Source organism: Faecalibacillus sp. H12 (genome assembly GCF_013361255.1).
Lineage (GTDB): Bacteria > Bacillota_I > Bacilli_A > Erysipelotrichales > Coprobacillaceae > Faecalibacillus > Faecalibacillus intestinalis.
Genome location: NZ_JABWDK010000029.1, coordinates 1 through 26,189, shown reverse-complemented (window position 1 = coordinate 26,189; position 26,189 = coordinate 1). Strand labels below are relative to the sequence as shown.

Sequence of the window (26,189 nt, the reverse complement as noted above, 5' to 3'; positions counted from 1 at the left end):
AATCCACATTCACATATTTCAATATTACAGAATACACAAAACGTAATCAATCGCGAATAAATAAGATTGATAGAAAGGAATGTATATTGTAGATGACTACTCAGATGGGTCAATTACAATATACCAGGAGTAACAATGTTGATAAAAAAGATTCTTAATAATAATGTTGTAATTACTATAAACGATGATCATGAAGAAATAATCGTTATGGGTAAAGGAATTGCTTATGGAAAAAGAAATGGCGATCTTATTGATATTAGTAAAGTCAATAAGACCTTTGAATTAAGCTTAAAAGATGAACAAAAAAAGATGCTAAACATGCTAAAAGACATTCCAATTGAATATATGGATACTTCTGATCAAATAATTCAAAAAGCAAAGAAAGAATTAAAAGTGGGAATTGATGACTCTCTTTATATTACTTTAACAGATCATATTCATACAAGTATAGAGAGATATAAAGAAGGGGTTATATTAAAAAATCAGCTATTAATGGAAATTAAAAGTTTCTATAGAAAAGAATTTGAATTGGGAATGTGGGCATTAACTTTAATAAAGGCTAAATATGGAATATCTATGGATGAAAATGAAGCTGGATTTATCGCTTTACATATTGTATGTAGTGAAACTGATAATGCAATAGAAAATGCCTATGAAATTACTGCTTTTATTAAAGAAATATTGGAGATAGTAAAGAATTATTTTCATATAGAATTTGATGAAGAATCTTTATCATATTATAGATTTGTTACACATTTAAAATATTTTGGTTTACGTTGTTTTAATCATATGAAACATAATCAAATCGATTCATTAAATAATGATATTTTAGAAATAATGAAAGAAAAATATGTTGATGCATATTTATGCGTCTTGGAAATAAAAAAATATGTAAAACAAAAGTACGATTACATTTTAGAAGATGAAGAAATATTATTTTTAACAATACATGTTGCAAAGATTATCTTAAAAAAATAAACAGAGATAATTTGCATATAGATGGATAGTAACATTCAGTTGGCTAAACCTCATAGTTTGAAAGAATTCAAAAAAGGAGGAATATATTATGAAATATGAAGAACTTTCAAATGAAATAATTGAGGCTGTTGGGGGAAAACAAAATATTGTTTCTTTACAACATTGTATGACAAGATTGAGATTTACCTTGAAAGATGAATCTCAAGCAGATGATGAAAAAGTAAGAAACATAAAAGGAGTTCTATCATTAATAAAAAAGGGAGGACAATATCAAATTGTAATTGGGACATATGTCCATGATGTTTATCTAGATATTTGTAAAATAGCGAATATTGAGGAAAAAGAAGAAAAAAAAGATAATGAAAATAAAGAAAAGAAGAATATCATAAATTCTTTAATTTCAACTATTATAGGAGTAATTGCTCCAATTATACCTATTCTAATCGGTACAGGATTAGGAAAATGCTTACTGATGATTGTATCTATGATGGGATGGGCTAATGCAGATACATCTATGACGTATTACATCTTCAATTTTGTTTTTGATGCAGGTTTTACTTTTTTACCTGTTTTCGTAGCAGTAGCTGCAGCAAAACATTTTAAATGTAATACATTTATGGCAGCACTATTAGGATGTGCACTTGTTCATCCTAATTGGAACAGTATTGTTTCTGCGGTGGATCCAAAATTTATTGGAAGTATTTTGGGAATATTCCCTGTTTATGGAATGTCATATACATCTTCACTAATTCCAGCAATATTAGTTGTTTGGGTAATGAGTAAAGTTGAGTATGGTCTAAACAAATATTTACCAAATATGATAAAAGATATTTTATCACCATTATTAACATTATTAATAATGGTGCCATTAACATTTGTAGTATTAGCACCAGCAATGGGTATTGTTTCAATTTATTTAGGCAATGCACTATTATGGATCTATAACACATTTGGAATGTTTGCTCTTGCAATTTTATGTATAGTATATCCATGGCTTGTAGTTACAGGAATGCATTCAACACTTGCTATCGCTGGAATTCAAATATTGTCGCAATCAGGATATGATCCATTTTCAAGAACTTTAACATTGACAGCAAATATGTCACAAGGTGCAGCTGCAATGGCGTGTGCTTTAAAAACAAAAAATAAAGAATTTAAACAAACTTGCTTATCTTCAGGACTTACGGCTTTTCTTGGTGGTATAACTGAACCATGTATTTATGGAGTTACATTAAAATTGAAAAAACCAATGTATGCAGTAATGATAGGATGTTTTTCTGGAGGATTGTATGCTGGTTTTGTTGGACTAAAAGCTTATGCGTTTATGACACCAAGTATTATCAATATTCCTATGTGGATTGGTGGAACAAGTAATTCAAATTTAATCAACGCAATTATTACAATTATTATTTCTGCTGTTGTTACTTTTATTGCAACATTAGTTATTGGATTTGATGATCCAGTTGAAGAAAGTAATGATATTAATCATAATTTGATGAATAATGTAAAAAGTCCAATAAGTGGAAAAATTTTAGACTTAAATTCTGTAAATGATGAAATGTTTTCTAAAGAAGTTTTAGGTAAGGGTGTTGCTCTTATTCCTAATGATAATAAGGTATATTCGCCAGTTGAAGGAATTATTTCTGCTACATTTGAAACAAAGCATGCTATTGGAATTACAACAGATAAAAATATGGAAATTTTAATTCATATTGGTATTGACACTGTTAAATTTGGGGGTAAACCATTTAAACAATTCGTTGAAAAAGGTCAAAGAGTAAAGCAAGGAGATTTGTTAATTGAATTTGATAAAGAATTGCTAAAACAAGGAGATGCGGATTTAACAACAATGGTTGTTATTACCAACTCAAATGATTATTTAGAAATTATTCCTACCAAAGAAAAAAGAGTTAAGATGAATGATGATTTATTAACAGTTATTTAAGGAGAAAACATATGGTTTATGCAGATTTACATGTTCACACTAATTATAGTGATGGAACTCATTCGATAGAAGAGGTTATTAGATTAGCAAAGAATAGAGGAATAAAAGTTGTGGCAATAACTGATCATGATACACTTTATCACTATGATAAAGTTAAAAAAATTTGTGAAAAGAATAATATAAAGACTATTCGAGGTGTGGAAATGAGCTGTTATGATTTTGATGTTTATAAGAAAGTTCATGTTGTAGGGTTATGGCTAAATGATAACCCTACACATGTAGAAGAATTATGTAATCATACTTTGAAATGTAGAGATGAATATCATCATCAGTTAATTGACGAACTAAATGATAAGGGATTGGATATAACATATGAAGAAGCAAAAAAATTTTCTCCATATAATATAGTGTTTAAAATGCATCTTTTTCAGGCAATTGTCAATAAATATCCAGAATATAACAATTTGGAAAAATATAGAGAATTATTTGCAGGAAAAGTATCTCAAGATGTTGATCTACAAATGGGATATATTGATGTAAAAAGCGGCATAGAAGCAATACATAAGGATGGTGGTATAGCTATCCTAGCTCATCCATGCGAGTATGATAATTATGATGAAATAAAAAAATATGTTTCATATGATCTTGATGGAATTGAAATTTCTCATCCAAGTATGAAAGAAGATGATTATCCATTAACTCAACATTTTGCTAAAAAATATAATTTATTGAAAAGTGGAGGAAGTGATTTTCATAATATAAAACTAACAAGTATAGGGGATTTTGGCTTAACAAAAGAACAATTTGATGATTTGGGAAAAGAGGCATTACAAAAATGAAGAACATAAATAACTTTAGAAATGTTAAAGGGTATATTAATAAAGATAACAAAAAATTAAAAGCTAATATGATTTTTAGAGGTGGTGCTTTAAATCGTTTGATTCCAGATGAGATAAATTATTTCGAAAAAAAACTAAATATACGATATGTACTGGATTTCAGAGATCAAAATGAAGCTGAAAAAGATCCAGATATTATAGGAAATCGAATTAATTATGAACGTATAAGTGCGTTACAACTTCAAGACGAGCGTTTTCAGGGATTTGATTTTGGTAAAGAACTTAGTAAGAATTTATCTTTAACGCAAATAGATTATTTATCACAATATCTTCTAGATGGATATAAAAATATGCCTTTTAATAATAAAGCATTTGATAAATTATTTAAATTACTTCTTAAAAATGATGGTAGTGTTTATTATCATTGTAGTGCTGGAAAAGATAGGACAGGTATTGCTACTTTTCTTATTATGATGGCATTAGATATGAATGAAGAAGATGCAATAAATGAATATCTATTATCTAATAAGTATTTAAAAAATTTTATTGACCAATTTTATTTGGAACATAATGTATCAAAAGAATTTCAAAAGTTAGCAGATAAGTTACTCTATGTAAGAGAAGAAAATATTCTTTTAGCGATTAATGCTATAAAGTGTAAGTATCAAAGTTATGATGATTATTTTGAAAAAGAATACAATCTAACAAAAGAAAAGAGAAAACTACTGAAAGCAATCTATTGTGAGTAAAAACAAAAAATAGTAATGGGAAAAAGTGTATTAATTTATCACGTTGAGTGGTTTGTTAGAATTTTGATTGCTGCAATATGTGGTTGTTGCATTGGTTATGAAAGAAGTAGCAGAAATAAAGGTGCAGGTATAAGAACTCATGCTATTTTAGCGTTAGGTTCAGCTTTGATGGTACTGATCTCAAAATATGGTTTTTGTGATTTTAAAAATATAGACGGATCTCGTCTTGCTGCTCAAATTGTAAGTGGTGTAGGTTTCTTAGGCGCTGGTGTTATTTTTGTAAGACATGGAACTGTTTCGGGACTGACTACGGCAGCAGGAATGTGGGCTACTTCAGGAGTAGGAATGTGTATTGGATGTGGATTGTATGATTTAGGAATAATTTCTACTTTTCTTATTGTTGGTTTGCAAACACTTTTTCATAGGGGATTTTTCTTAAGAATGACACAAAATACCATAAAAGTTCGTTTAGAGGTGTTATATAGAAAGAATCTCATATATGATATAGAAAATTTATTTAGTAATAATAATTTGAATATTATTGATATTAAATATGAAAAAAGAAGCGAAATAGTAATTATGGAGATAGAAATTAAGTTTCCTTCAAAAAATGAAAAATATAATCTAACAAATGAAATTCTTGAAAAAGATTATGTTGTAAAATTAAGTTATTTTTAGAAGGGAAAATTTTATACTTTTCAATATTAAAAAGATACTTTTGCAGTATCTTTTTATGTTCTCTCATTTTTAAATTCTAAAGGGGATTTATTATATTTTTTTCTAAAAACCTTACAAAAATAATTTGGATCCTCAAATCCACATTTATATGATATTTCCTTTACACTTATTTTTTCATTAATCAATAATTCGGATGCTATTTCTAATCTATAATCTAACAAAAACTTATGAATGGTTGTATTGTATTTTGATTTAAAATGATTTAACAAAGTTGATCTACTGCAAAAAAAGTATGCACATAATTGTTCGATGGTAATTTCTTTATTATAATTAGAAATAATATATTTTTTTACTTCTTGAGCTAGATTATCATGTTTTGCTTGTACTCGGTTTGTAAGCGAAATGTATTTTGCATATATATCACAAATATTAGCAAAAGAATAGACTTGATCTTCATTTAAGATTGCAATCTTGGTCACATATTTTTTTAACTTTTCTTGGTCATCAAAATATTCTTTTGATTTTTCAATGATCTCAGAATAATTTCTGTATGTACCAATGACTGCTTGTCCCATCATTAAATATCCTGTAAGAACTCCGTAGGAATATAGAGGCATAATAGCTTCATTTAAACCAAAATGACATTTGTATATATATAATTCTCCTGATTCTTTTACGTGTTCCATAGCCTTATAATCACAATCCAAACAATGTTGGTATGATTTTTTATTTTTTCCTATTTCGTTACAAAATTTTGATTTTTTGTGTGGATAAGAAGCTAATAAATTTTGATTTAAATCAAAAATAGACATATTTAATCCTGAAAGAAGGTATAAATCTTTTAGCATTTTTTCTAGTTCAATCATAATTTCTCCTTTAAATAATTTATATCATACTAATTTACCCTTAATTATACTTTATTCTCTTTTGAAATGAAATAGATATTAATATAATTTAAAAGAAAAGGGGAAAGATAATTTGAAAATAAATAAGATATTAAATAATAATTATGTAACATCCTATAATGATGATACAGGAGAAATAGTAGTTATGGGTCCAGGTGTTGGATTTAGAAAAAAAGCAGGAAATACAATAGACAATAATAAAATAGAAAAAATCTTTTATTTGCCAATTGGACGAGAAATGGATATCAATCAGTCTATTCATTACAAATTGGCACGAAATATTGTAAAGATGGCATCGGTAAAGTGGAATACTCAGTTCTATAATGAAGTCATTGGAATGATAGCCAGCTATCTTTCTTTTGTTTTAAATGCACGAGAAAACAATAAAAAATTATTTCAAAACAAAGCAATGAATACTAGAATTGAGAATGATTTTGAAAGTGAAATCATGCAATACATATACGAAAAAATAAATATTAAACTTACTAAAACAGAAATTAAATACATATTACATTGTTTGAAAAATTACTCATTCATTGAGGAAAAAGAAGATGATCAAGTGGGCACTCTTGTTAATGAAATAATGTATATTGTAGAGAAAACATATAATATAAAGTTAGAAGAGAATTCAGAAAAATATATAATTTTTAAAAACAATATTATTAGTTTATCAAGAGAAATTGTAAAGTTGATCAATCAAGGTATTAAAGTTCATCAGGAATCAAAATTTACAAACGATTCCAAATCTAATATGTGTACTAATATCGTAAATAAATATATACGAGAAAAATATCAATATAATTTATCAATTGAAGAAATGAAATTTTTAAATGATAATATAGAAAATATGAGTATTAATTAAAAAAATAACATATCAAGACAAAATGTTGTAAAGTTTCTAGCATAGATAAGAAATTTATGCTAAACATCATTAATTTAAACATAGATTATGACTTTAAGTAGGCAAGTTCAAATAAATTATATTTTTCATGTGTGATTTATATGGTCTTTATTTTTCCAAATTTATAAATTTAAAACATAATTTTATATTAGTGACTCTAATAATTATTTTTGATTAATACTTTACTTTAATAAAGACCTGGCTTTTAATGTTGGTTATTTACTGTTTTTGATAGTATTTGTTTCTCCAGTTGCAGGATTTCTACCTTGTCTTTCGCTACGATTTCTTACTTCAAAAATACCAAATTCTTTTTTAACTTATTAGAAATTACTTTTGTAAAACTTGTGATTACTTTTTCAATTTCTGCATCTGGAAGAGATACTTTCCATGAAATAGCTTCAATTAATTCTTTTTTATTCGTTTTGAATAAAAAAGAATTATATTAAATTATGATAAAATAAAAAAATATAAATTCCATATTAGAAGATTTCAAAAAAGATTGATAGTGTTTAATTTGTTTATAATTTAAAAAAAAAGCTTATACACTAATGCAAAAAATATTAAAAAGTCAAAAGAGTGTTTAATTGGTTTATTTATTATGACTTTTAAATATGTAATTCTTAATTATTACTAGTCATATTGTATAAATAACGAAAATTTAGTTAGTTTGAGAAGTGATTTTTTATTTTGTATGATGAATATGGATAGAAAAGGGAGATACAAATGAAAACAAACAAAGAAAAAGTATTTGATTTTATTGTTGAATATTCTAAAAGATTTAAAACAATAAATGATGAAACTCCTAAGTTAGATACACAATTTCTATCTGAAAAATTGGAAATGCGTAGGAGTAATCTTTCAAGTATATTGAATCAGTTGGTTGATGAAAGAAAAATTGAAAAAACAAAAGGGCGTCCTGTGCTTTATTATCTGTCAACAGATCAAGAAGTACAAATTGAAAATCAAGTTTTCGATTCATTGATTGGACAAGATTTAAGTTTAAAAGATACGATTCAGTTTACAAAATCTGCTATTGCATACCCTATGAGAATACCAAGAATTCTTTTTACAGGACAAAAGGGTATAGGGGTGAGAACATTAGCGGAAAAGATTTACGAATATGTGTGCCTTCAAAGAATTTTAAAGAAAGATTCAAATTTCAAAATTGTTGATTGTTTAGATTACAATGAGAAACAAATAAGTGAAAAGTTAATAGGTAAAGAAAATATTTTTTTAGAAAATAATCATGGATTGATTTTAATAAAGAATGTAAATGTAGTGTCTAAAGATTTGATTTCAAATGTTATTAGAATGTTAAAAAATAATTCCGATTTTGATTTTATACTTATTATTCATCTTAATGAAGACCTCGATAAATTGGATTACTTACGAGATTACTTTAATTTTATGGTCCATATCCCTTCCTTGGATAACAGAAATCTCTCGGAAAGATTCCAGTTTATTGAAAAATTCTTTCAAAATGAATCAAATAATTTGAATAGATCAATTGAAATTAATGATGGTTTAATGCAATGTTTATTACTTTATCCTTGTAAGGATAATCTTATTGAACTTAGAAACAACATTCAATTTGGTGTTGCAAATGCACTTTCTAAGTCAAAAAAGAATACGAACATAGTTATTGAATTAGGTGATTTACCACCTAATGTCAGAAAAGGACTTTTATATATTAAAAAGCATATAAATGATTTAACTAATGTTTTAGAGAAGGATACAACATATGTATTCAATCATAATCGAACATTGAGAAAAAAGATTAAAAGTGAAAATTTAGATATCTATGCACAGTTAGAACAAAAATACAAAGCTCTTGGAAAAATGGCAAATGAAAAAGAAAAAGATGCTTATCTAATTGCTAATATTGAAGAACAGATTGATGACTACTTAAAACAAATTACACATGATATAGATAAAGATAAAATCAAAAAAATTTGCTCTACAAAGTTAATTAATTCTGTAGAAAAATTCTTAAACAGTGCAAGTGTTCGATTTAATCAGGTTTATTCAAATAAAATATATTATGCAATATGTCTTCATTTGAATAATGCAATAGTTAGAAACAGTTCAAAACAAAGAATTTCTAATGAAAATATTATGGAAATCATTGATAAGTATGATGAACAGTATGTGTTTTCTAGAAAGTTTTTAAAATCAATAGAAAAAGAATTCAATGTAACTCTATCTATGGACGAAAGTGCTTTTATAACTTTGGTTTTAACTCTTCAAGAAAATGAAAAACTAAAAAAGAGAAATGTTGTTACATTAATTGTAATGCATGGAAGTAAAACAGCACAGTCAATAGTAGAGGTTGTCAAACTTCTGATGCCAGTACAAAATATTGAAGCTTTTGATTTATCATTAGAAGATGATCCAAAAGAATCTTATGAGCAATTAAAAAATAAGATTATTGAAATAAATCAAGGAAGAGGAATATTAGCTCTATATGATATGGGTTCTATTCAAGTCATGTTGGATTCAATCATGGAAGAAACAAAGATAAATATTAGATCAATTGAAGTTCCTATTCCATTATTAGCGATGTCTGCTTGTAAACAAGCTGAAGAAGGAAAGAATGTTGATGATATTTATGATCATTTGGTTAGTGAATATTCCGATAAATCATATTCAAGAATGAGCAACAAGGATGTTATTATTGCATTATCGTCAGCTAATGAAAATAACAGTGAAAGTATTAAAAGATATTTACAGACTTTAGAGGATTACAGAGATTATCAAATATTATCATTTAATATTTCTGATAAGCACAGTTTAATCAATAGAATCAATGAAATCAAACTTAAAGGTAAGGTTATCGGGATTGTAGGAACTTATAATCCTGATATCTTCAATATAAAATTTGTAGATTATCAACATTTACCTAAAGTTTATACAATACATGAATTATTTGCAGAAGGCGATGATGATTTTGATATCATTGAATACTTAACAGAACAGTTTGAGATATTCAATTATGATGACCTTCAAAACTCATTATTACCATTTGTAAAGAAACTAGAAGAAATATTTGAAGAACCATTTACAGAAGATACAAGATTAGGAATGCTTATTCATATGGGATGCTTAATTGACAGATTGACAAAAAAGCAAGCATCTGCGGTCAATTTTAATTTGGATAGTATAAGAACAAAGTATCATGATGAATTTACAATGGTTTCTGAAGCCTCTAAGAAACTTGAATCAACGTTTAATGTTACATTTAGTGACAGTGATAAAGCAACAATTATAGAAATTATTATTAATAACAAAAGGAGAAATTAATTATGACAAAAGAAGAAGCCTCAATGATTGGGTTTGAAATTGTAGCGTACTCAGGAGACGCAAGAAGTAAATTACTATTAGCTGTAGAAAAAGCTAAACAAAAAGAATTCGGTGAATGTGATAAATTGATTGCAGAAGCAAATGAATGCTTAAATGATGCTCATAAATCACAGACAGAATTATTACAAATGGAAGCTAGAGGAGAACATATCGATATTGGATTTATTACAGTTCATGCTCAAGATCATTTGATGACAACAATTTTATTAAAAGATATTATTAACAATTTATTAGATATTTATAGATAATGAGGTAAAAAAAGATGGATGCGTTGATTGGAAAAATCGAGAAAGCTAAGCCTTTCTTTGAAAAAGTTTCTAGAAATAAGTATTTAAAAGCAATCCGTGATGGATTCATGTCAGCTATGCCAGTAGTACTATTCTCAAGTATCTTCATGTTACTTGCTTATGTACCAAACATTTTTGGATTCTATTGGCCTAGTGATATCGAAGCAATGATTTTAAAACCATATAACTATTCAATGGGATTATTAGCAGTGCTTGTAGCTGGGACAACAGCAAAAAACTTATGTGACAGTTTAAATAGAGATATGCCAGTTAATAGACAAATCAATAATATTTCAACTCTTATGGCAGGTATTGTAGGTTTCCTAGTTGTAGGTGTTGATTCTATTAAAGGTGGATTCTCAAGTGGATACATGGGATCTAAAGGGTTATTAACAGCCTTCTTAGTAGCGTTTTTTGTATGTAATGTGTACAAGTTCTGTGTTAAAAGAAATATTACAATTCACATGCCAGAAGAAGTACCACCAAATATTTCACAAACATTTGCAGATGTTATTCCTTTCGGAGTTTCAATCTTATTATTAGCTTTATTTGATATAGCATTTAGACATTTTGTAGGTATGTGTTTCGCTGAATCAGTTATTGAATTCTTCAAACCTTTATTTACTGCAGCAGACGGATATTTAGGATTAGCTATTATTTATGGAGCTATGTCATTATTCTGGTTCGTAGGTATTCAAGGGCCATCAATTGTTGAACCAGCAGTTTCAGCAATTTATTATGTAAACATTGCTAACAACTTAGAATTATTCCAAGCTGGAAAACATGCAGCTAACATTTTAACACCTGGTTGTCAACAATTCGTAGCTACATTAGGTGGTACAGGAGCAACTCTTGTTGTAACATTAATGTTTGCTTTCATGGCAAAATCTAAAGAATTAAGAGCAGTAGGTAAAGCAAGTTCGATTCCTGTATTATTCGGAGTTAATGAACCAATCTTATTTGGTGCACCATTGATCTTAAATCCAATTTTCTTTATTCCATTTATTGTTGCACCAATCTTAAATGTATGGATGTTCAAAGCATTTGTAGATATTTTAGGAATGAACAGTTTCATGTATATTCTTCCTTGGACAACACCAGCACCACTTGGTATTGTATTAGGATGTGGAATTACATTGTTATCAATATTATTTGCAGTATTAGTTTTGGTTGTAGATTTCGTAGTTTATTATCCATTCTTCAAAGTTTATGATAAACAAAAATGTGAAGAAGAAGATGAAAAAGGTGGATATGTTAAAGAAGAAGATGAAGATGTTGAAGTTTCATCTGATGTAGTTAATGAAAAGCGTGTATTAGTGTTATGTGCTGGTGGGGGTACTAGTGGATTATTGGCTAATGCATTAGCTAAAGGTGCTGATGAACAAGGCATTTCAATTATTACTGCCGCAGGTTCTTACGGTGCACACTATGATATGTTAAAAGACTATGATTTAGTAGTTCTAGCTCCTCAAGTAGCAAACTACTATGAAGATTTAAAGAAAGATACAGATCGTATTGGAATTAAATGTGTTGCTTGTGAAGGTAAAAAATATATTGAATTAACTCGTAATCCTCAAAAAGCATTACAATTTGTATTCTCAATTTTAGATGGAGAAGAATAGAATTTAATAATAACCATTAGGTCTAATCCTAATGGTTATTCAATATCGTTAAGTTAAGGAGAAAATTATGAAATTTAGTAAAGATTTTGTATTTGGTGGAGCAACAGCTGCTTATCAATGTGAAGGTAGTACTAGAGAATATGGAAAAGGAAAAGTAGCATGGGATGATTATTTAGCTAAACAAGGTAGATTCTCAGCTGATCCTGCTAGTGATTTCTACCATAAATATCCTGTGGATTTAAAATTATGCAATGATTTTGGAATTGAAGGTATAAGAATTTCTATTGCATGGTCAAGAATTTTTCCTGACGGAAAAGGAAGAATCAATCAAGAAGGTGTAGACTTCTATCATAGAGTATTCCAAGAATGTCATAAAAATGGTGTAGAACCTTATGTAACTTTACATCACTTTGATACTCCTGATGCTTTACATAGTCAAGGGGACTTCTTATCAAGAGAAACAATTGATGCTTTTGAAGAGTATGCAAAATTCTGCTTTGAAGAATATAAAGATGAAGTAACTTATTGGTTTACATTCAATGAAGTATGGCCAATTGCCACAAATCAATATATTGAAGGAACATTCCCACCATGTATTACTTATGATATTACAAAAGCGGTTAAATCAATGCATGGTATGATGGTAGCACATGCTAAAGCAGTTTGTGCTTATAAAGAAAAAGGTTACAAAGGCAAAATTGGAATCATTCATTCATTAGAAACTAAATATCCTTTAAATGAAAATGATCCAAAAGATGTATATGCAGCAAAAAAAGAAGACGTGTTAGCTAATCAATTCTTATTGGATGCAACTTTCTTAGGATACTATACAGATGAAACAATTAAAATTATCAATGAATTAGTTCATATTAACAATGGAACATTTGAATATGATCCAGCAGATATTGAAATCATGAAAAAAGCAGCAAAAGATAATGATTATTTAGGAATGAATCATTATCAAAGTCACTTTATTAAAGCTTATGAAGGTGAAAATGAAATTCATCACAATGGTACTGGAGAAAAAGGTACTAAAAAATTCAAATTAAAAGGTGTAGGAGAAAGAGTGTTTAAAGAAGGTATCCCTACAACTGACTGGGATTGGTTAATTTATCCTGAAGGTATGTATGATATGATTATGAGAATTAAAAATCAATATCCGAACTATAAAGCAATCTATATTACTGAAAATGGTATGGGATATAAAGATCATTTTGATAATGGTAATATCGATGATTCTCCAAGAATTGATTACATTAAACAACATTTACAATGGTTATTAAAATCAATTGAAGATGGTGCAAATGTAAAAGGATATTTTGTTTGGTCATTAATGGATGTATTCTCATGGTCAAATGGTTATAATAAGAGATATGGATTATTCTATGTTGATTACGATACACAAGAAAGATATCCTAAAAAATCAGCATATTGGTATAAAAAAGTAATTGAAACAAGAGAGGTATAATTATGGATTATAGAGGAGTCATCTTTGATTTTAATGGTACATTATTTTTTGATAATGATAAACATGTTAAAGCGTGGGGTGCTATTTCACAATTATTAAGAAATAAAGGTATAACAGATGAAGAACTCCATGAACACTTTAATGGAGTACCTAATAAACAAATCATTCAGTATATGTTAGGTGATAAATGCACAGAGGATGATATTGTTAAATATTCTTCATTAAAAGAAGAATACTATAGAAAATTTTGTAAAGAAGATACTGAAAATTTTCATTTGGTTAAAGGATCAGAAGAATACTTTGATTTGCTAACAGAAAAAAAAGTACCATTTACAATTGCAAGTGCATCAATTAAAGAAAACATTGATTTCTTTGTAGAATCATTTAACTTAGATAAATGGATTGCACCATCTGATATTGTTTATGATGATGGTACTTACGAAAATAAGATAGCAATGTTTAAAAAAGCAGCAGATGTCATTAAGACTGATATTAAAGATTGCTTGATTATTGAAGATTCATTAAGTGGTATTCAAAACGCTTATAACTCTGGTTGCAATATGATTATTGTTATTGATTCAGCGAACAAGAAAGACGAATATGAAAAATTACCTGGTGTTATAAAGGTAATTGATGATTTTACTCAAATTTAATTTATATGTAGCATTTTATTTAATAAAAGAGTTTCCTAAAGTCTAAAATGTCATGATTAAAAAATGCTATTTATGAATATATAAGTGTTTTATATCATTTCTTTAAACCCAACCCTCTTAATAACCTAATGTGTTTATTATGTAAGATTAAAATACTTTAAAAAAATATGGTACTATGCCATATTTTTTTATTTAGAATAAGTGTTAAAATAAGTTATGATGTAAAAATGACGAAATAAATAATAATTTATACGAGGTATAGATATGTTTGATAGTTTTGATATAAAATATACGGATGGTTTAGAATTGGATGGAGCTTTTTCTGTTTCGCACATTAATTACGGATGTTCCCCTAAATTTCATGGAGAGGATGCAAATGATATAGCAAAAAGCTCTAGAAAAAATAGTATTACTTTTAAAGATAAAATAGATGATGTTTTAGACAGCATAAGAAAGTTTAATGGGACAGAAAAGAATTATAAAATTGCAGATCGAATCTATTTGTGGAAAAAATATTGGTTTGACTATATAGAAGCATTTGATAAATCAACGAAAGTAATGCCTGATTCTGTAGTTACGGTATACATAGGAAGACATGCAATTGAATTAGGCTTAAAATATTTAATCATGGTAAAGAAAGGAAGTGTTGTAAAAAGCCATGGTTTAAAAAAGTTGTATGATGAGTTCGATAGTGTATATAAAATTCAGGAGCAATATATGGAATGGATGGATTTGTTTTGTGAACTATATTGTAAATACATTGAAGGAGATAATCCTGAGCATTTTAGATTTTCAGAATATAAAGGAAATACTAATTTTGCAGGGAATCGATTAGATATAAGATGGTTATGCTATAATCTTTCTTTGATTATATTGAAATTATTACATTTTTCTGGACTAGAAGACGAATACAATAATAATTAAATAATATTAGAATAAAATATAACATTAATATACTTTACACTTATTTAATGCTATAATTTATAGTATAAAAGGATTGTGATTTTTAGTAGGCAAAACCGATAATTAAATGGATCTTATTCCATATTAATTGTTGGTTTTTTTGTTTCTTATTAATAGATGCTTAAGAAAGAAGGATAGATGATGAAAAAAATATATAAATTATTGATTTGTGTTTTAGTTTTAACTATGATTACAGGTTGCTCTCAGGCTACTTCAAAAAGAAATGCAAAAGAAATTATTGAAGATATGATTTTATATTATGGGACTTATGAGTCAAAATCAAAAGATAAAGTAAATGATTTATTGGAAGAATTAGAAGATGTTGACTCTTCAAAAGCAAAGCAATGGGATGAAATTATGAAGTATTGGCAAACAAATCATGAAAAACTGGAAATTAATAATGATGTATTGCCTGACGGATTAGATAAGAGCGATAAATTATGCATTGTTGTTTTAGGATATCAACTTAATGATGATGGTACTATGCAAGATGAACTTATTGGGCGTTTGAAAGTTGCATTAGATAGCGCAAACAAATATCCTAATGCATATGTTGCTTGTACTGGTGGAGGAACTGCAAAAGACAATTCTAATGTAACTGAAGCAGATCAAATGGCACAATGGCTTATTGATAATGGATTGAACAAAGATAGATTGATTATTGAAAATAAATCATCATCCACTGTTGAAAATGCTAAATTTACATATAACATTCTTAGAAAAAAATACCAAGATATTGATAAAATTGCTATTGTAACAAGTGATTACCATATAGAAAGGGGATCATTATTGTATAAGGCTCAATTAGTTCTATCAGCGGCTAAAAATAATGATAAATCTATACAGATAGTTTCAAATGCTGCTTATCAAGCCCACAAGGATAGTGAACCATTTTTATGGCAAGCTGGTGGGCTTTGCGAAATACTTGGTGATGTCAAACTTGCTAATAAGATTTATGATGAAAAGTATACAAAACCAAAATTATAAAAGGAACAAAATTGTTCCTTTTTATAATCTAATTAGTATTTTTTAGCTTAATTGAATATCTTTTTTCAGATAATTCAAGGTTTTTATAGTCAATGTATTTGTATCCGGAAAGAAGCTTTATTTTTTTATGGTTATCTGTAAATTTGTAACCTTTCGCAACAAATTTACTATCTTCAGTTTCAAATAATAGATAGCCATCGGCATTATTATTTGATTTATAATCTATATTAGAATCAATATTAATAAATATTTTTTGAGATTCGACAATGGTTTCACCAACTGAGTCCATATTAGATGTGTCAAATAATATGTTCATACAAAAGAAAAATAATATTAAAAAACCTATATAATTTAAGAAATCAAATTTTGTTTTATTATCATTATAATTTGCCTTTTTAGTGATAGTAGTTGTTTTAAAGAAAAATAAATTATATGAAGCAAAATTTAATAAGAAAGAAATTAAAATGATAATAATTAAAAAATTTATATCATTAAAAATACATTTTATAAACAAAAATATAGTTGATAATTCCAATCCTATAAAAAAAACATATAAATAATTTTTTTTAAGTTTGGCTTTGTTATTTATATCAGTGTATTTTATGCAGGCCAAAAATAGTATGTTTATCAAAATTATACCCATAAAGCCGAAAGAGTAGAGAGGATACTCCATGAAAAATAATTTTTTTAAGTATGTAGCATTACAAATAAGATAAGTTATGAAACACGTTAAAAAAATATTTGAAAAACTGAATAGTTTCATAAAGTACAATTTACAATTATATTTTGTCTTTTTTTTTGGAGCATTCCGAATTTCAAAGAAAAAGAACATTCCAAACATGAAAATTATAATTATTGTAGGTATAATTGAAGTAAAATCTAGTTTCAAAACAACTGTGTTGAAATTTAAAACATGTGAGTATGATTTTTCAAATTTTTTAAGTAAAAGTGATTTAAAAAAAGTCCCTAGGGGCACTGCTAATGTTAGTGAGGTAGCTACAATGCTTAAATAAGTATGTATTTTATCTTTGTTTTTAATAAATAGTTTCAATCTATATAATACAGTGTTTTCTTTTGTATGTAATGTATTATTTAAATCCATATCTTTCCTCCTTGAGATAGTTTTTGATAATTAATAATGTATTATTAGTAACATTATAATTTGTTTATTTTTATATGTGAAGTATTATAAAAAATCATCTATACTTTTTTACCCTATATTGTACTTTGTTCCATTTCTATTTTTAAGGGTTAATTTATAATATAGTCAGGAGGAAAGAAAAATGGAAATGAAAAATGAATGGGTCAAAGATCCTAAAATTTTTAATGTCAATCGTTTAAGAGCAACAGCATCGATTCATAGATATGCAAGTATTAAAGAATTAAAAGAAAAACAAAGCAGTTTCAATTATTCATTAAATGGGAGCTGGAAGTTTCATTATGCAACAGGATTTAATCAATTAATACCGGAGTTTTCTAATAAAGATTATTGTGTAGATCACTGGGATGAAATCAAAGTACCTGGTCATATTCAATTACAAGGATATGGAAAACCAATGTATGTTAATCAAATCTATCCTTGGTCAGGAACACAACAAATCATTCCTGGAGAAATTCCTGATAAAAATCCAATTGGAAGTTATGTCACTTATTTTGACAGTTCAGTAATCAAAGATAATGTCGATACTTATATTACTTTCCATGGTGTTGAATCAGCCATGGCTCTATGGGTCAATGGAACATTTGTAGGTTACAGTGAAGACACATTTACACCTTCAAGTTTTAATATTACAGATTTGATTGTTAATGGAGAAAACAAAATTGCTGTTAACGTTTATCGCTTCAGCAGTGGAAGTTGGTTAGAAGATCAAGATTTCTGGCGTTTTTCAGGTATTTTTAGAGATGTTGAACTTCAAATGGTACCACACGTTCATTTAAAAGATATCAAGATTTTGACACATTTAAATGAAAATTATGATCATGCAACTGTTGAAGTAACGCCAATGATTGTAAAAAAAGAGACTAAATTTAAGGCAGTCTATACTTTAAAGTATAAAGATGAAGTTATTGGACAAAAAGAAAGCAAAGATTGTTGCAGTCCAATCAATTTTGAATTCGATGATCCTCATTTATGGTCAGCAGAAAAACCAAACCTTTACCAATTATATGTAGAAATCATGGATGAAAAGGGTTTAGTTGAATGTAGTCAATACAATGTGGGTGTCAGAGAATTTAAACTTATTGATGGTATCATGTGTATCAATGGAAAGAGAATTGTTTTCCATGGTGTTAACCGTCATGAATTTTCAGCCAAGACAGGAAGAACGGTTTCTTATGAAGATACTAAAAAAGATATCTTGAATATGAAAGCCAATAATATCAATGCCTTACGTACATGTCATTATCCAAATCAAACATTTGTTTATGATTTATGCGATGAATATGGTCTTTATGTCATTGATGAAGTTAACCTTGAAACACATGGAACTTGGAGTGAACTTTTTGATAAAGCACATATCTTACCAGATGATAAACCTGAATGGTTAGATATTATCTTAGACCGTGCTAATTCCATGTATGAAAGAGATAAAAACCATCCTTCGATTATTATCTGGTCATTAGGAAATGAATCTTATGGTGGTAAAAATCTTTATGAAATGTCTAAGTTTATGAAACAAAAAGATACTTCTCGTTTGATTCATTATGAAGGACTTTCACATGATCGTCGCTACAATGAAACAAGTGATATTGAAAGTCAAATGTATACTTTTGCAGTTGATGTTGAAAAATACTTAAAGGAACATCAAGATAAACCGTTTATTTTATGTGAATACGCCCATTCTATGGGAAACAGTAATGGAGCATTATTCAAATATATTGATTTAGAAAAGAAATATTCCTTGTATCAAGGTGGATTCATCTGGGATTACATCGATCAAGCATTATACCATGATGGAAAATTATGTTATGGTGGGGACTTTGGTGAAAGGCCAAGTGATTATGATTTCTGTGGAAACGGTATTGTTTTTGCAGACCGTACAAATACTCCAAAGATGCAAGAAGTCAAATACTGTTATCAATATGTAGATTTTAGAATAGATGAAGATGTTATTCATATCAGCAATAATTATTTATTTACTGATTTAAATGAATATCAATTACAAATGGATATGTTATGCAATGGTAATGTTGTTCAAACCAAAACAATGATAGTAGATTGTAAACCATTATCATCAGTTGTTGTTGAAAATCCATTTAAAATAAATGATCAAGACCAAGAATGTGCAGTAACAGTCTATTTGAAAAAGAATCATGAAATATACGCTCAACAACAATATATCTATGAAGTAAAAAATAAAACACATAACATTCATACAACAAAACACGTAGATATCGTTGAAGACTACTTGAATGTAGGCGTTGTAGGAAAAGATTTCAATGTGATTTTCTCAAAACAAAAAGGTTTGGTTTCTTATAGATATCATCAACAAGAATATATTAGAGTACCTGTCAGACCAAATTTCTTTAGAGCAGCTACAAATAATGATGTTGAAAACAAATATGGTTATCGCTATGGTAAATGGTTAACTGCCAGTCTATATGCAAAATGTGAGTTTGTTGGTATTTCAAAAGGAGACTGTTCTTGCAAGATTGAATATGCTTATGATTTGCCAAATTTACAAGATGAAAAAGTTCATTTAGTTTATGAAGTCTATGGTGATGGTAAAATCATTGTCGATATGTCTTATCAACCGGTTGTTTCTGAAATTGAAATGCCTGTATTTGGACTTATCTTCCAATTATATAAAGATATGGAAGAAGTAAATTATTATGGATTTGGTCCAGAAGAAAACTATATTGATCGAAACAAAGGGGCACTTCTTGGAAAATATACTTATCAAGTAACAGACAATTTAACACCTTATTTATATCCACAAGAATGTGGTAACAGAACGCATGTAAGAGAATTATCAGTTGCGGGTGAAAATACAAAATTAAGAATCAAAGGTGAAGATTTTGAATTTTCAGCATTACACTATACACCTTATGAATTAGAAAACGCGCGTCACAAAGATGAACTTCCAAATGTTTATCAAACGGTTTTATGTATCAATGAAAAACAAATGGGTATTGCTGGTGATGATACATGGGGTGCTAAGACACATGATGAATTCTTATTAGATAAAGAAAAACATCATTTACGTTTTAGTTTTAAAGGTAAGTTATAATGAGATTTATATTTGTAAGACACGGAAAGACACATTTTAATGAAATCAATCTGACACAGGGTTGGTGTGATTCTCCTTTGTCAAAAGTGGGAATCAGACAAGTTGAAAATATTTCAAAGCAGCTAGAACAATACCAAATAGATAAAGCCTACACATCTCCATTGGGTAGGGCAGTACAAACGGCAAATATTATTCTAAGTAAAAAAGAAGTCGAACCGATTTATGAAGAACGTTTTAAAGAAGTTAATTTTGGAATACTTGAAGGAATATCCACAGAACTTGTAAGAAAACTCAATATTGAATCACCTTACTGGTTAGAAGATTTGGATATGGATTACAGACCTTATGAAGGGGAAGATATTCATGATGTTATTTCAAAACATCATAAAGCACTTCAAGAAATAATAGAGGATTGTAATGAAAAGGATACCGTTTTAATTGTAGGGCACGGCTGTTCGTTATATGGATTTATCAAATCATTATTACCTCAACAATCTTTTAAATTTCCTAATAATGCTTCAGCAATGATTGTTGATTATTCAAATGGAAATTTCAAACTCGAACAAATTTTAGACCCTATTCTATAAAAATAAACAGGTTTGCGATGGTAAACCTGTTTATTATTTATAAAGTTTCAGAATATTTGATACAGATTAGATCAGAAATAAGCTGTAATGGATAGGGATGACTTGCATAGCCACCTTTACTGTTATAACGGATGTAGAAATCGATAAATGGATATTCAATTGACTGATCAGAAGTAATCATACATATCTTTGGTTTCTTTTTGTTACTTTTGAATGGCTTGGCTCTTGGAAAAATACGATCAAAATAGGTTCCTGATTCTGAAAAAATAATAATAAGGTTATTTTCATCAGCGTCAGTAATATAGTCTGCCTGATCTTTGATATTAAAACAAGAAAAGATAAGTTTACCACTTGTTTGCAGATCGAACTGTAAATTGCAGGCAACACTTTCAGATTGCATATAGCCAAAAGCGGCTATTTTCTGATAAGAACTGATTTCTTGAACAAGTGTATTGATTTGTTTTTCAATATCATTTTCTAAGAAGTAATTTAAATTGGAAATAACATTTTTTACATATGATTGAAACATTGATGAGGATTCATATTTTTCATAGTCAAACTTTCTTTTTAAGCGAGCAGCTTCAACTGAAAATTTTGCAATTTGATTTTTCAATGCATTGAAATCTTTAAGTCCAATATCACGACAAAAGCGCGAAATACTAGAATTTGACACATAGCAAGCCTGAGCTAGATCTGTGAGAGAATATTCTTCTAAATCGCGCATATTTTCTATCATATATTTAGCTATTTTATAGTTATTTGAACCTTTTGGTTCATCATTAAGTGTTGATAAAAGTATAATTATTAGGTTAAACATGGAGAATCTCCTTTATGTATATTTTAGATAATTATACCATAGTTAATTATTGTTTAACAACAATAGTTTTAGCTACTTTATCATGAAAAGATTGTGTATTTGCTTGGAAATAAGCATAGATAATTGAACCGATAGTTAAAGCATAGGCAATATATTTTAAAGGATCAACAATCATTGTAAGTTTAAATAATGGAAGTAGCTTTCTTATATAGGTTGGGATGATAATCATTCCACCTTCAAGTAAGGATGCTCCAAGAAGTTCTCTTAACATCATATCTTTTAAATTGATTGATTCATTATTTTCTTTAATGATTTTGATCTTACATATTTTTTTACCAAGTGTTTGTCCTTTAAAAAGATATGTTGGAATAAATACATAGTAAATAATACCAATCAAAACACCATAAAGACCTAAAGCAAGACCTATAGAAAAATCATAGTGTGTTAAATCAAACATATAAGGTTTTAAGTAGTCATTTCCTCTTAAATAGAAGGTAATAGGGATAGCAGCCAGCATGTTAGTAAGATACCAATCGATGATCATAGCTACAAATCTTCTAATACGTGTTTCGATAATATCCATATTATTTCTGTTTTTATTGCTTTTGTTATTTTTTGTTTTATTTTTTCTCATAAGTAGTCCTCCAGGATAGAAAAATTATAACAAATGAATGCTTTATTTACTTTTGCTTTTCCAAAAGGTAGAAATTATTTCCAAATATTGGAAATAAAAAAAGAAAGCCGAAGCTTTCTATAAAGATTTTATAATCTTTTATAATCATCCATATTTAATAAAGATGCAGCATCTTTATCACAGATAACAGTGAAGTTAGGATGTAATTTTAAAACAGTTGCTGGTAGTTCATCTGAAATAGGTGAATCTAACACTTGTTTTAAAATTTGAGCTTTTTCTTTACCAGTAACAATCATTACAAGATGTTTCACTCTCATTAGACTTTTTGGACCCATTGATAAAGTGATTGGTAGATGATCTCTTGCTGGATATGTTGGATTAGCTGCATTTTTTGTTTTACGATCCATTGGATAAGTATAACTATCCATAGGTGTACATCTTGGACAGTTGCTGCAGAAATGTCCATCCCAACCTAGTCCAATCAACATAACATCAATACCACCAGCATCTCTGATTTCTTGATCATAAGTTTCCCAGTTTTCCATTGTTGTTGTATGGATTCTTTCATCAGGAATATTTGCATCTTTAAAGAATAGTTCTTGCATTTCTTCCCAGTTTGGGCCATGTGGTTTATCTTGATAAGGTGCTTCATCAAAAAGATAGTATTGAATGTCTTTGAATTTTTCTTGGTCTTTAACATAAGGAACCATCATCTTATAAAGATTGATAGGAGAGCGTCCAGCAGTTAAAGAGATGTTGACTCTTTTATCTTGCATCATTGCTCCAAGTAAAATGTGCATTGCACTTTCGCTCATTTTTTGTTCATTTTCTTCAATGATTAACTTCATAATATATCCTCCTGTTTTATAAGAAGATATAACTCACACACAATTTCATTATAAAAAATAAAAAGGGAGTGTCAACATAAAAAAATAAATGCAGATAAAAAAAATAAAACAATTTATTTCCATGATTTGGAAAAGATTTCAAGTAATTGGAAAGATGTTTTTTATTGTGGAAATCAAAAGAATTTGAATGTGCTACAGCTATATAATTTCACTATAGCAAGAAGGGAGGGAACTTTCATGAATTTCATGGAAAAATTTAATGAACTTGCAAACCGTACACTTGTACCAATTGCTAACAAATTAGGGAATCAAAGGCATTTGGCTGCTATTCGTGATGGAATGGTAGTAGCAATTCCGTTATCTATTTTAGGAGGGGTATGTTTAATTATTTCAACACCACCTTTTAAACCAGAAACACTTCCAAATTGGGGATTTATTACTGACATGTTAAATGGTTGGTATAATTGGGCGCAAGCCAACAAAGCAATGTTGCAATTGCCTTATAATATGACAATGGCATTAATGGGATTATTTATTGCATTTGCAATTGCTTATCATTTAGCAGATGAATACGAAATGCCAAAATTAAATTCAGCAATCGTATCAACAGCAGTATTTTTAATTGTATCTGCACCAACAACTTCAGCAGTAGCATCAAATCTTATTGTTGATGGAAAAAGTGCAACAGATTTATTAGCTTTAGCTGGTAATTACATACCAACGACCTATTTGGATGCCAAAGGTATCTTTACAGCAATCTTGGTTGCTATAGGTTGTGTGGAAATTATGCATTTTATGTTTAAAAAAGACATTCGTATTAAAATGCCTGAAGGTGTTCCACCAGCAATCAGTTCATCTTTTGATGCAATCTTACCATTATTTATTTGTGTAATCATTTTTTATGGTCTTTCTTTAGTTGTACAAAACTTTAGCGGACAACTTTTACCAAATATGATCATGACAGTTTTAGCACCTGCAATTTCAGGACTTGATTCATTAGTTGGTATTTGTTTAATTACCATGATTGCTCAAGTATTCTGGTTCTTTGGATTACATGGAGCAAGTATTACTCAACCAATCCGTTTACCATTTATGCAAATGTATTTAATTGCTAATATTTCAGCATTCTCTGCTGGACAACCAATCGTACATTTCTTTACTCAACCATTCTGGTCATATGTTATTACACTTGGTGGTGGTGGAGCTACAATGGGACTTTGTATCTTGTTGTTGAGATCTAAATCAGCAGAATTAAAGACATTAGGAAAATTATCAATTGGACCTGCAATCTTTAATATCAATGAACCGATTATCTTTGGTTTACCAATGGTTTTAAATCCATTAATGATGATTCCATTTATCTTTGTACCAGTAATCAATTCAATTATTGCTTATGGCTTAATGGCCTTCCATATTGTAGGAAAAGGAATTATTGAAACACCATGGACAACACCAGCGCCACTTGGAGCCGCACTTGGATGTATGGATTTCAAAGCAGCAATCATGGTTATTTGTTTAATTATTTTAGACATGGTTTTATACTATCCATTCTTTAAATTATTAGAAAAACAAAAATTAGAAGAAGAAAATTCAGTACAAACAAATTAAAAAAAGAAGATTAACTCACACATAAATCTTTTAAAAATTGAATAACTTAAGTATGCTCTAGTGAGACCCCAAAATCATTAGAGCTTTTTTTATAAAACTTAAAGTTCGACAGTTGTTTCTCTCGGTTTATGAAGAAGGGAGGGATAATATGTCAACTAAAGTTAGGGTAAACCTGAGAGAAATGTATCCTAAATATTATAATCAAGATTGCTTTGTTGAAGTTGATTAGGATGTTTATGAGACAATGAATAAATATGATCATATTGATGCAGTATATAAAAGAAAAGTAGATTATCATAAGGGATATTTTTCGTTAGATCGAAGTCCATTTTTAGAATTAGAAAAAGAAGGCTTTGATGTTAACGAAAACATATTGTTGAAAGAATTGATACATCAAGAATTAATAAGTTTTATTGAGTTAACAATTAAAGATTTACCAGTCAAAGAAAAAGAACGTATTTTAAAAAAATATGTTCAATGTAAGACTCTAGAATCAATTGCTATTGAAGAAAACTGTAGTATACTTGCGGTTTACTATTCTATTAAAATAGCACTTGAAAAAATTAAAGAAGTTCTAATTAAAAATGGTTATGACATTAATGATTAATTTAAATATCGTAACTTAAAAATGTTTTATAAATCTCATTATTTTAAAGAGATTTAAGACTGTTGACAAATATGAAGTTGACAGTCTTTTTTAAATTGTTTTAATGAAAAAAATAAGCTCTTAACACTTCACATCATTTGTGCACATTGCACAAATACTAATGATTTATTTAGGATGCTTGTCTCTACTCAATTCGTTATATTTCATTATAATAATAATTGTAATAAAAATTAACATGTAAAAGAATGAGATAACCCATATATATTTATATCTCATATATTTACATTTTAAGTAATAGTTTCCCAAGATATTAATTTTTTTATTACACGAATTCCCTATAAAAATAAAGAAGATCATTCCCCTTAAATGATCTTTTTTATTTGTTTATAATTGTTATTAAAAATAGTTATAACATTAATGATTAATTCAAAGATCATAACTTAAAAATGCTTTATTGAATCTCCTTATATTGGCGCTCTAAATAATCGAGTGCTTTAGCGAAATTCGCTCTAAATTATTAAGGG

The 26,189-nt window shown here is 28.1% G+C and carries 22 protein-coding genes and 1 pseudogene; 17 read left to right on the top strand and 6 right to left on the bottom strand.

What is annotated here, in order from left to right; genetic code table 11:
- Positions 1–135 precede the first annotated feature (135 nt).
- The 5 genes from licT to HUU89_RS12375 all read left to right on the top strand — a co-directional run bounded on the left by licT (position 136) and on the right by HUU89_RS12375 (position 5,189).
- Positions 136–978: a BglG family transcription antiterminator LicT gene (licT, locus tag HUU89_RS12395; RefSeq protein WP_147579938.1), complete on the top strand. Its 843-nt coding sequence runs from the start codon at positions 136–138 to the stop codon at positions 976–978.
- 88 nt (positions 979–1,066) lie between these two features.
- Entirely contained in the window at positions 1,067–2,923 is a 1,857-nt protein-coding gene (locus HUU89_RS12390; RefSeq protein ID WP_147579937.1) for a beta-glucoside-specific PTS transporter subunit IIABC, read from the top strand.
- An 11-nt stretch (positions 2,924–2,934) separates the two neighbouring features.
- Positions 2,935–3,762, top strand: a complete 828-nt coding sequence (locus HUU89_RS12385) for a PHP domain-containing protein (protein ID WP_117826063.1) — start codon at positions 2,935–2,937, stop codon at positions 3,760–3,762.
- Entirely contained in the window at positions 3,759–4,511 is a 753-nt protein-coding gene (locus tag HUU89_RS12380; RefSeq protein WP_175301920.1) for a tyrosine-protein phosphatase, read from the top strand. The genes HUU89_RS12385 and HUU89_RS12380 overlap by 4 nt, the downstream gene beginning before the upstream one ends.
- Positions 4,512–4,526: 15 nt before the next feature.
- Entirely contained in the window at positions 4,527–5,189 is a 663-nt protein-coding gene (locus HUU89_RS12375; protein ID WP_147579934.1) for an MgtC/SapB family protein, read from the top strand.
- Positions 5,190–5,242: 53 nt separating this feature from the next.
- Here the strand turns inward: HUU89_RS12375 and HUU89_RS12370 are convergent, their stop codons facing one another.
- Positions 5,243–6,055, bottom strand: coding sequence for a PocR ligand-binding domain-containing protein (locus HUU89_RS12370; RefSeq protein ID WP_175301919.1), 813 nt, complete (start codon positions 6,053–6,055; stop codon positions 5,243–5,245).
- Between the two features lie 112 nt (positions 6,056–6,167).
- Here HUU89_RS12370 and HUU89_RS12365 point away from each other — a divergent pair, with 112 nt between their 5' ends.
- Entirely contained in the window at positions 6,168–6,956 is a 789-nt protein-coding gene (locus HUU89_RS12365; protein ID WP_175301918.1) for a CAT RNA binding domain-containing protein, read from the top strand.
- Between the two features lie 254 nt (positions 6,957–7,210).
- Here the strand turns inward: HUU89_RS12365 and HUU89_RS15340 are convergent.
- Positions 7,211–7,401, bottom strand: a pseudogene (locus tag HUU89_RS15340) (HU family DNA-binding protein); the annotation flags it as partial.
- Between the two features lie 317 nt (positions 7,402–7,718).
- Here HUU89_RS15340 and HUU89_RS12350 point away from each other — a divergent pair.
- The 7 genes from HUU89_RS12350 (at position 7,719) to HUU89_RS12320 (ending at position 16,335) form a co-directional block, all read left to right on the top strand.
- Positions 7,719–10,295: a PRD domain-containing protein gene (locus HUU89_RS12350; protein ID WP_175301917.1), complete on the top strand. Its 2,577-nt coding sequence runs from the start codon at positions 7,719–7,721 to the stop codon at positions 10,293–10,295.
- A 2-nt stretch (positions 10,296–10,297) separates the two neighbouring features.
- Complete coding sequence (locus HUU89_RS12345; RefSeq protein ID WP_147579930.1) at positions 10,298–10,603, top strand: PTS lactose/cellobiose transporter subunit IIA; 306 nt, start codon at positions 10,298–10,300, stop codon at positions 10,601–10,603.
- A 14-nt stretch (positions 10,604–10,617) separates the two neighbouring features.
- The gene (locus HUU89_RS12340; protein ID WP_175301916.1) at positions 10,618–12,264 is read left to right on the top strand and encodes a lactose-specific PTS transporter subunit EIIC; all 1,647 of its coding nucleotides are present in this window, start codon (positions 10,618–10,620) and stop codon (positions 12,262–12,264) included.
- Positions 12,265–12,331: 67 nt separating this feature from the next.
- Positions 12,332–13,732, top strand: a complete 1,401-nt coding sequence (gene lacG, locus HUU89_RS12335) for a 6-phospho-beta-galactosidase (protein ID WP_217498488.1) — start codon at positions 12,332–12,334, stop codon at positions 13,730–13,732.
- 2 nt (positions 13,733–13,734) lie between these two features.
- Complete coding sequence (locus HUU89_RS12330) at positions 13,735–14,385, top strand: HAD family hydrolase (protein WP_147579927.1); 651 nt, start codon at positions 13,735–13,737, stop codon at positions 14,383–14,385.
- Positions 14,386–14,649: 264 nt separating this feature from the next.
- A complete protein-coding gene (locus HUU89_RS12325; protein WP_175301915.1) occupies positions 14,650–15,309 on the top strand; it encodes a hypothetical protein in 660 nt (219 codons plus the stop codon).
- Positions 15,310–15,486: 177 nt separating this feature from the next.
- Positions 15,487–16,335 carry a YdcF family protein gene (locus HUU89_RS12320; RefSeq protein ID WP_175301914.1) on the top strand — a complete coding sequence of 283 codons (849 nt, stop codon included), beginning with the start codon at positions 15,487–15,489 and terminating at the stop codon, positions 16,333–16,335.
- 28 nt (positions 16,336–16,363) lie between these two features.
- Here HUU89_RS12320 and HUU89_RS12315 read toward each other — a convergent pair whose 3' ends face one another.
- The gene (locus HUU89_RS12315) at positions 16,364–17,437 is read right to left on the bottom strand and encodes a hypothetical protein (protein WP_175301913.1); all 1,074 of its coding nucleotides are present in this window, start codon (positions 17,435–17,437) and stop codon (positions 16,364–16,366) included.
- A gap of 181 nt (positions 17,438–17,618) precedes the next feature.
- Here HUU89_RS12315 and HUU89_RS12310 point away from each other — a divergent pair, with 181 nt between their 5' ends.
- Positions 17,619–20,564, top strand: a complete 2,946-nt coding sequence (locus tag HUU89_RS12310; protein ID WP_175301912.1) for a glycoside hydrolase family 2 TIM barrel-domain containing protein — start codon at positions 17,619–17,621, stop codon at positions 20,562–20,564.
- The gene (locus HUU89_RS12305) at positions 20,564–21,151 is read left to right on the top strand and encodes a histidine phosphatase family protein (protein ID WP_175301911.1); all 588 of its coding nucleotides are present in this window, start codon (positions 20,564–20,566) and stop codon (positions 21,149–21,151) included. The genes HUU89_RS12310 and HUU89_RS12305 overlap by 1 nt, the downstream gene beginning before the upstream one ends.
- Positions 21,152–21,188: 37 nt before the next feature.
- Here HUU89_RS12305 and HUU89_RS12300 read toward each other — a convergent pair whose 3' ends face one another.
- From HUU89_RS12300 to HUU89_RS12290, 3 genes are all read right to left on the bottom strand, one after another.
- Entirely contained in the window at positions 21,189–21,968 is a 780-nt protein-coding gene (locus HUU89_RS12300; protein WP_175301910.1) for a MurR/RpiR family transcriptional regulator, read from the bottom strand.
- 46 nt (positions 21,969–22,014) lie between these two features.
- On the bottom strand, positions 22,015–22,602 hold the full coding sequence (locus tag HUU89_RS12295) for an RDD family protein (protein ID WP_254697777.1): 588 nt from the start codon (positions 22,600–22,602) through the stop codon (positions 22,015–22,017).
- A 128-nt stretch (positions 22,603–22,730) separates the two neighbouring features.
- On the bottom strand, positions 22,731–23,450 hold the full coding sequence (locus HUU89_RS12290) for a 6-phosphogluconolactonase (RefSeq protein WP_032091554.1): 720 nt from the start codon (positions 23,448–23,450) through the stop codon (positions 22,731–22,733).
- 237 nt (positions 23,451–23,687) lie between these two features.
- Here HUU89_RS12290 and HUU89_RS12285 point away from each other — a divergent pair, with 237 nt between their 5' ends.
- Both HUU89_RS12285 and HUU89_RS12280 read left to right on the top strand, forming a co-directional pair.
- Positions 23,688–25,058 (top strand): PTS sugar transporter subunit IIC, encoded by a 1,371-nt coding sequence (locus HUU89_RS12285; protein ID WP_147579922.1) that lies wholly within the window; start codon positions 23,688–23,690, stop codon positions 25,056–25,058.
- A 244-nt stretch (positions 25,059–25,302) separates the two neighbouring features.
- A complete protein-coding gene (locus tag HUU89_RS12280; RefSeq protein ID WP_175301909.1) occupies positions 25,303–25,665 on the top strand; it encodes a hypothetical protein in 363 nt (120 codons plus the stop codon).
- Positions 25,666–26,189 lie beyond the last annotated feature (524 nt).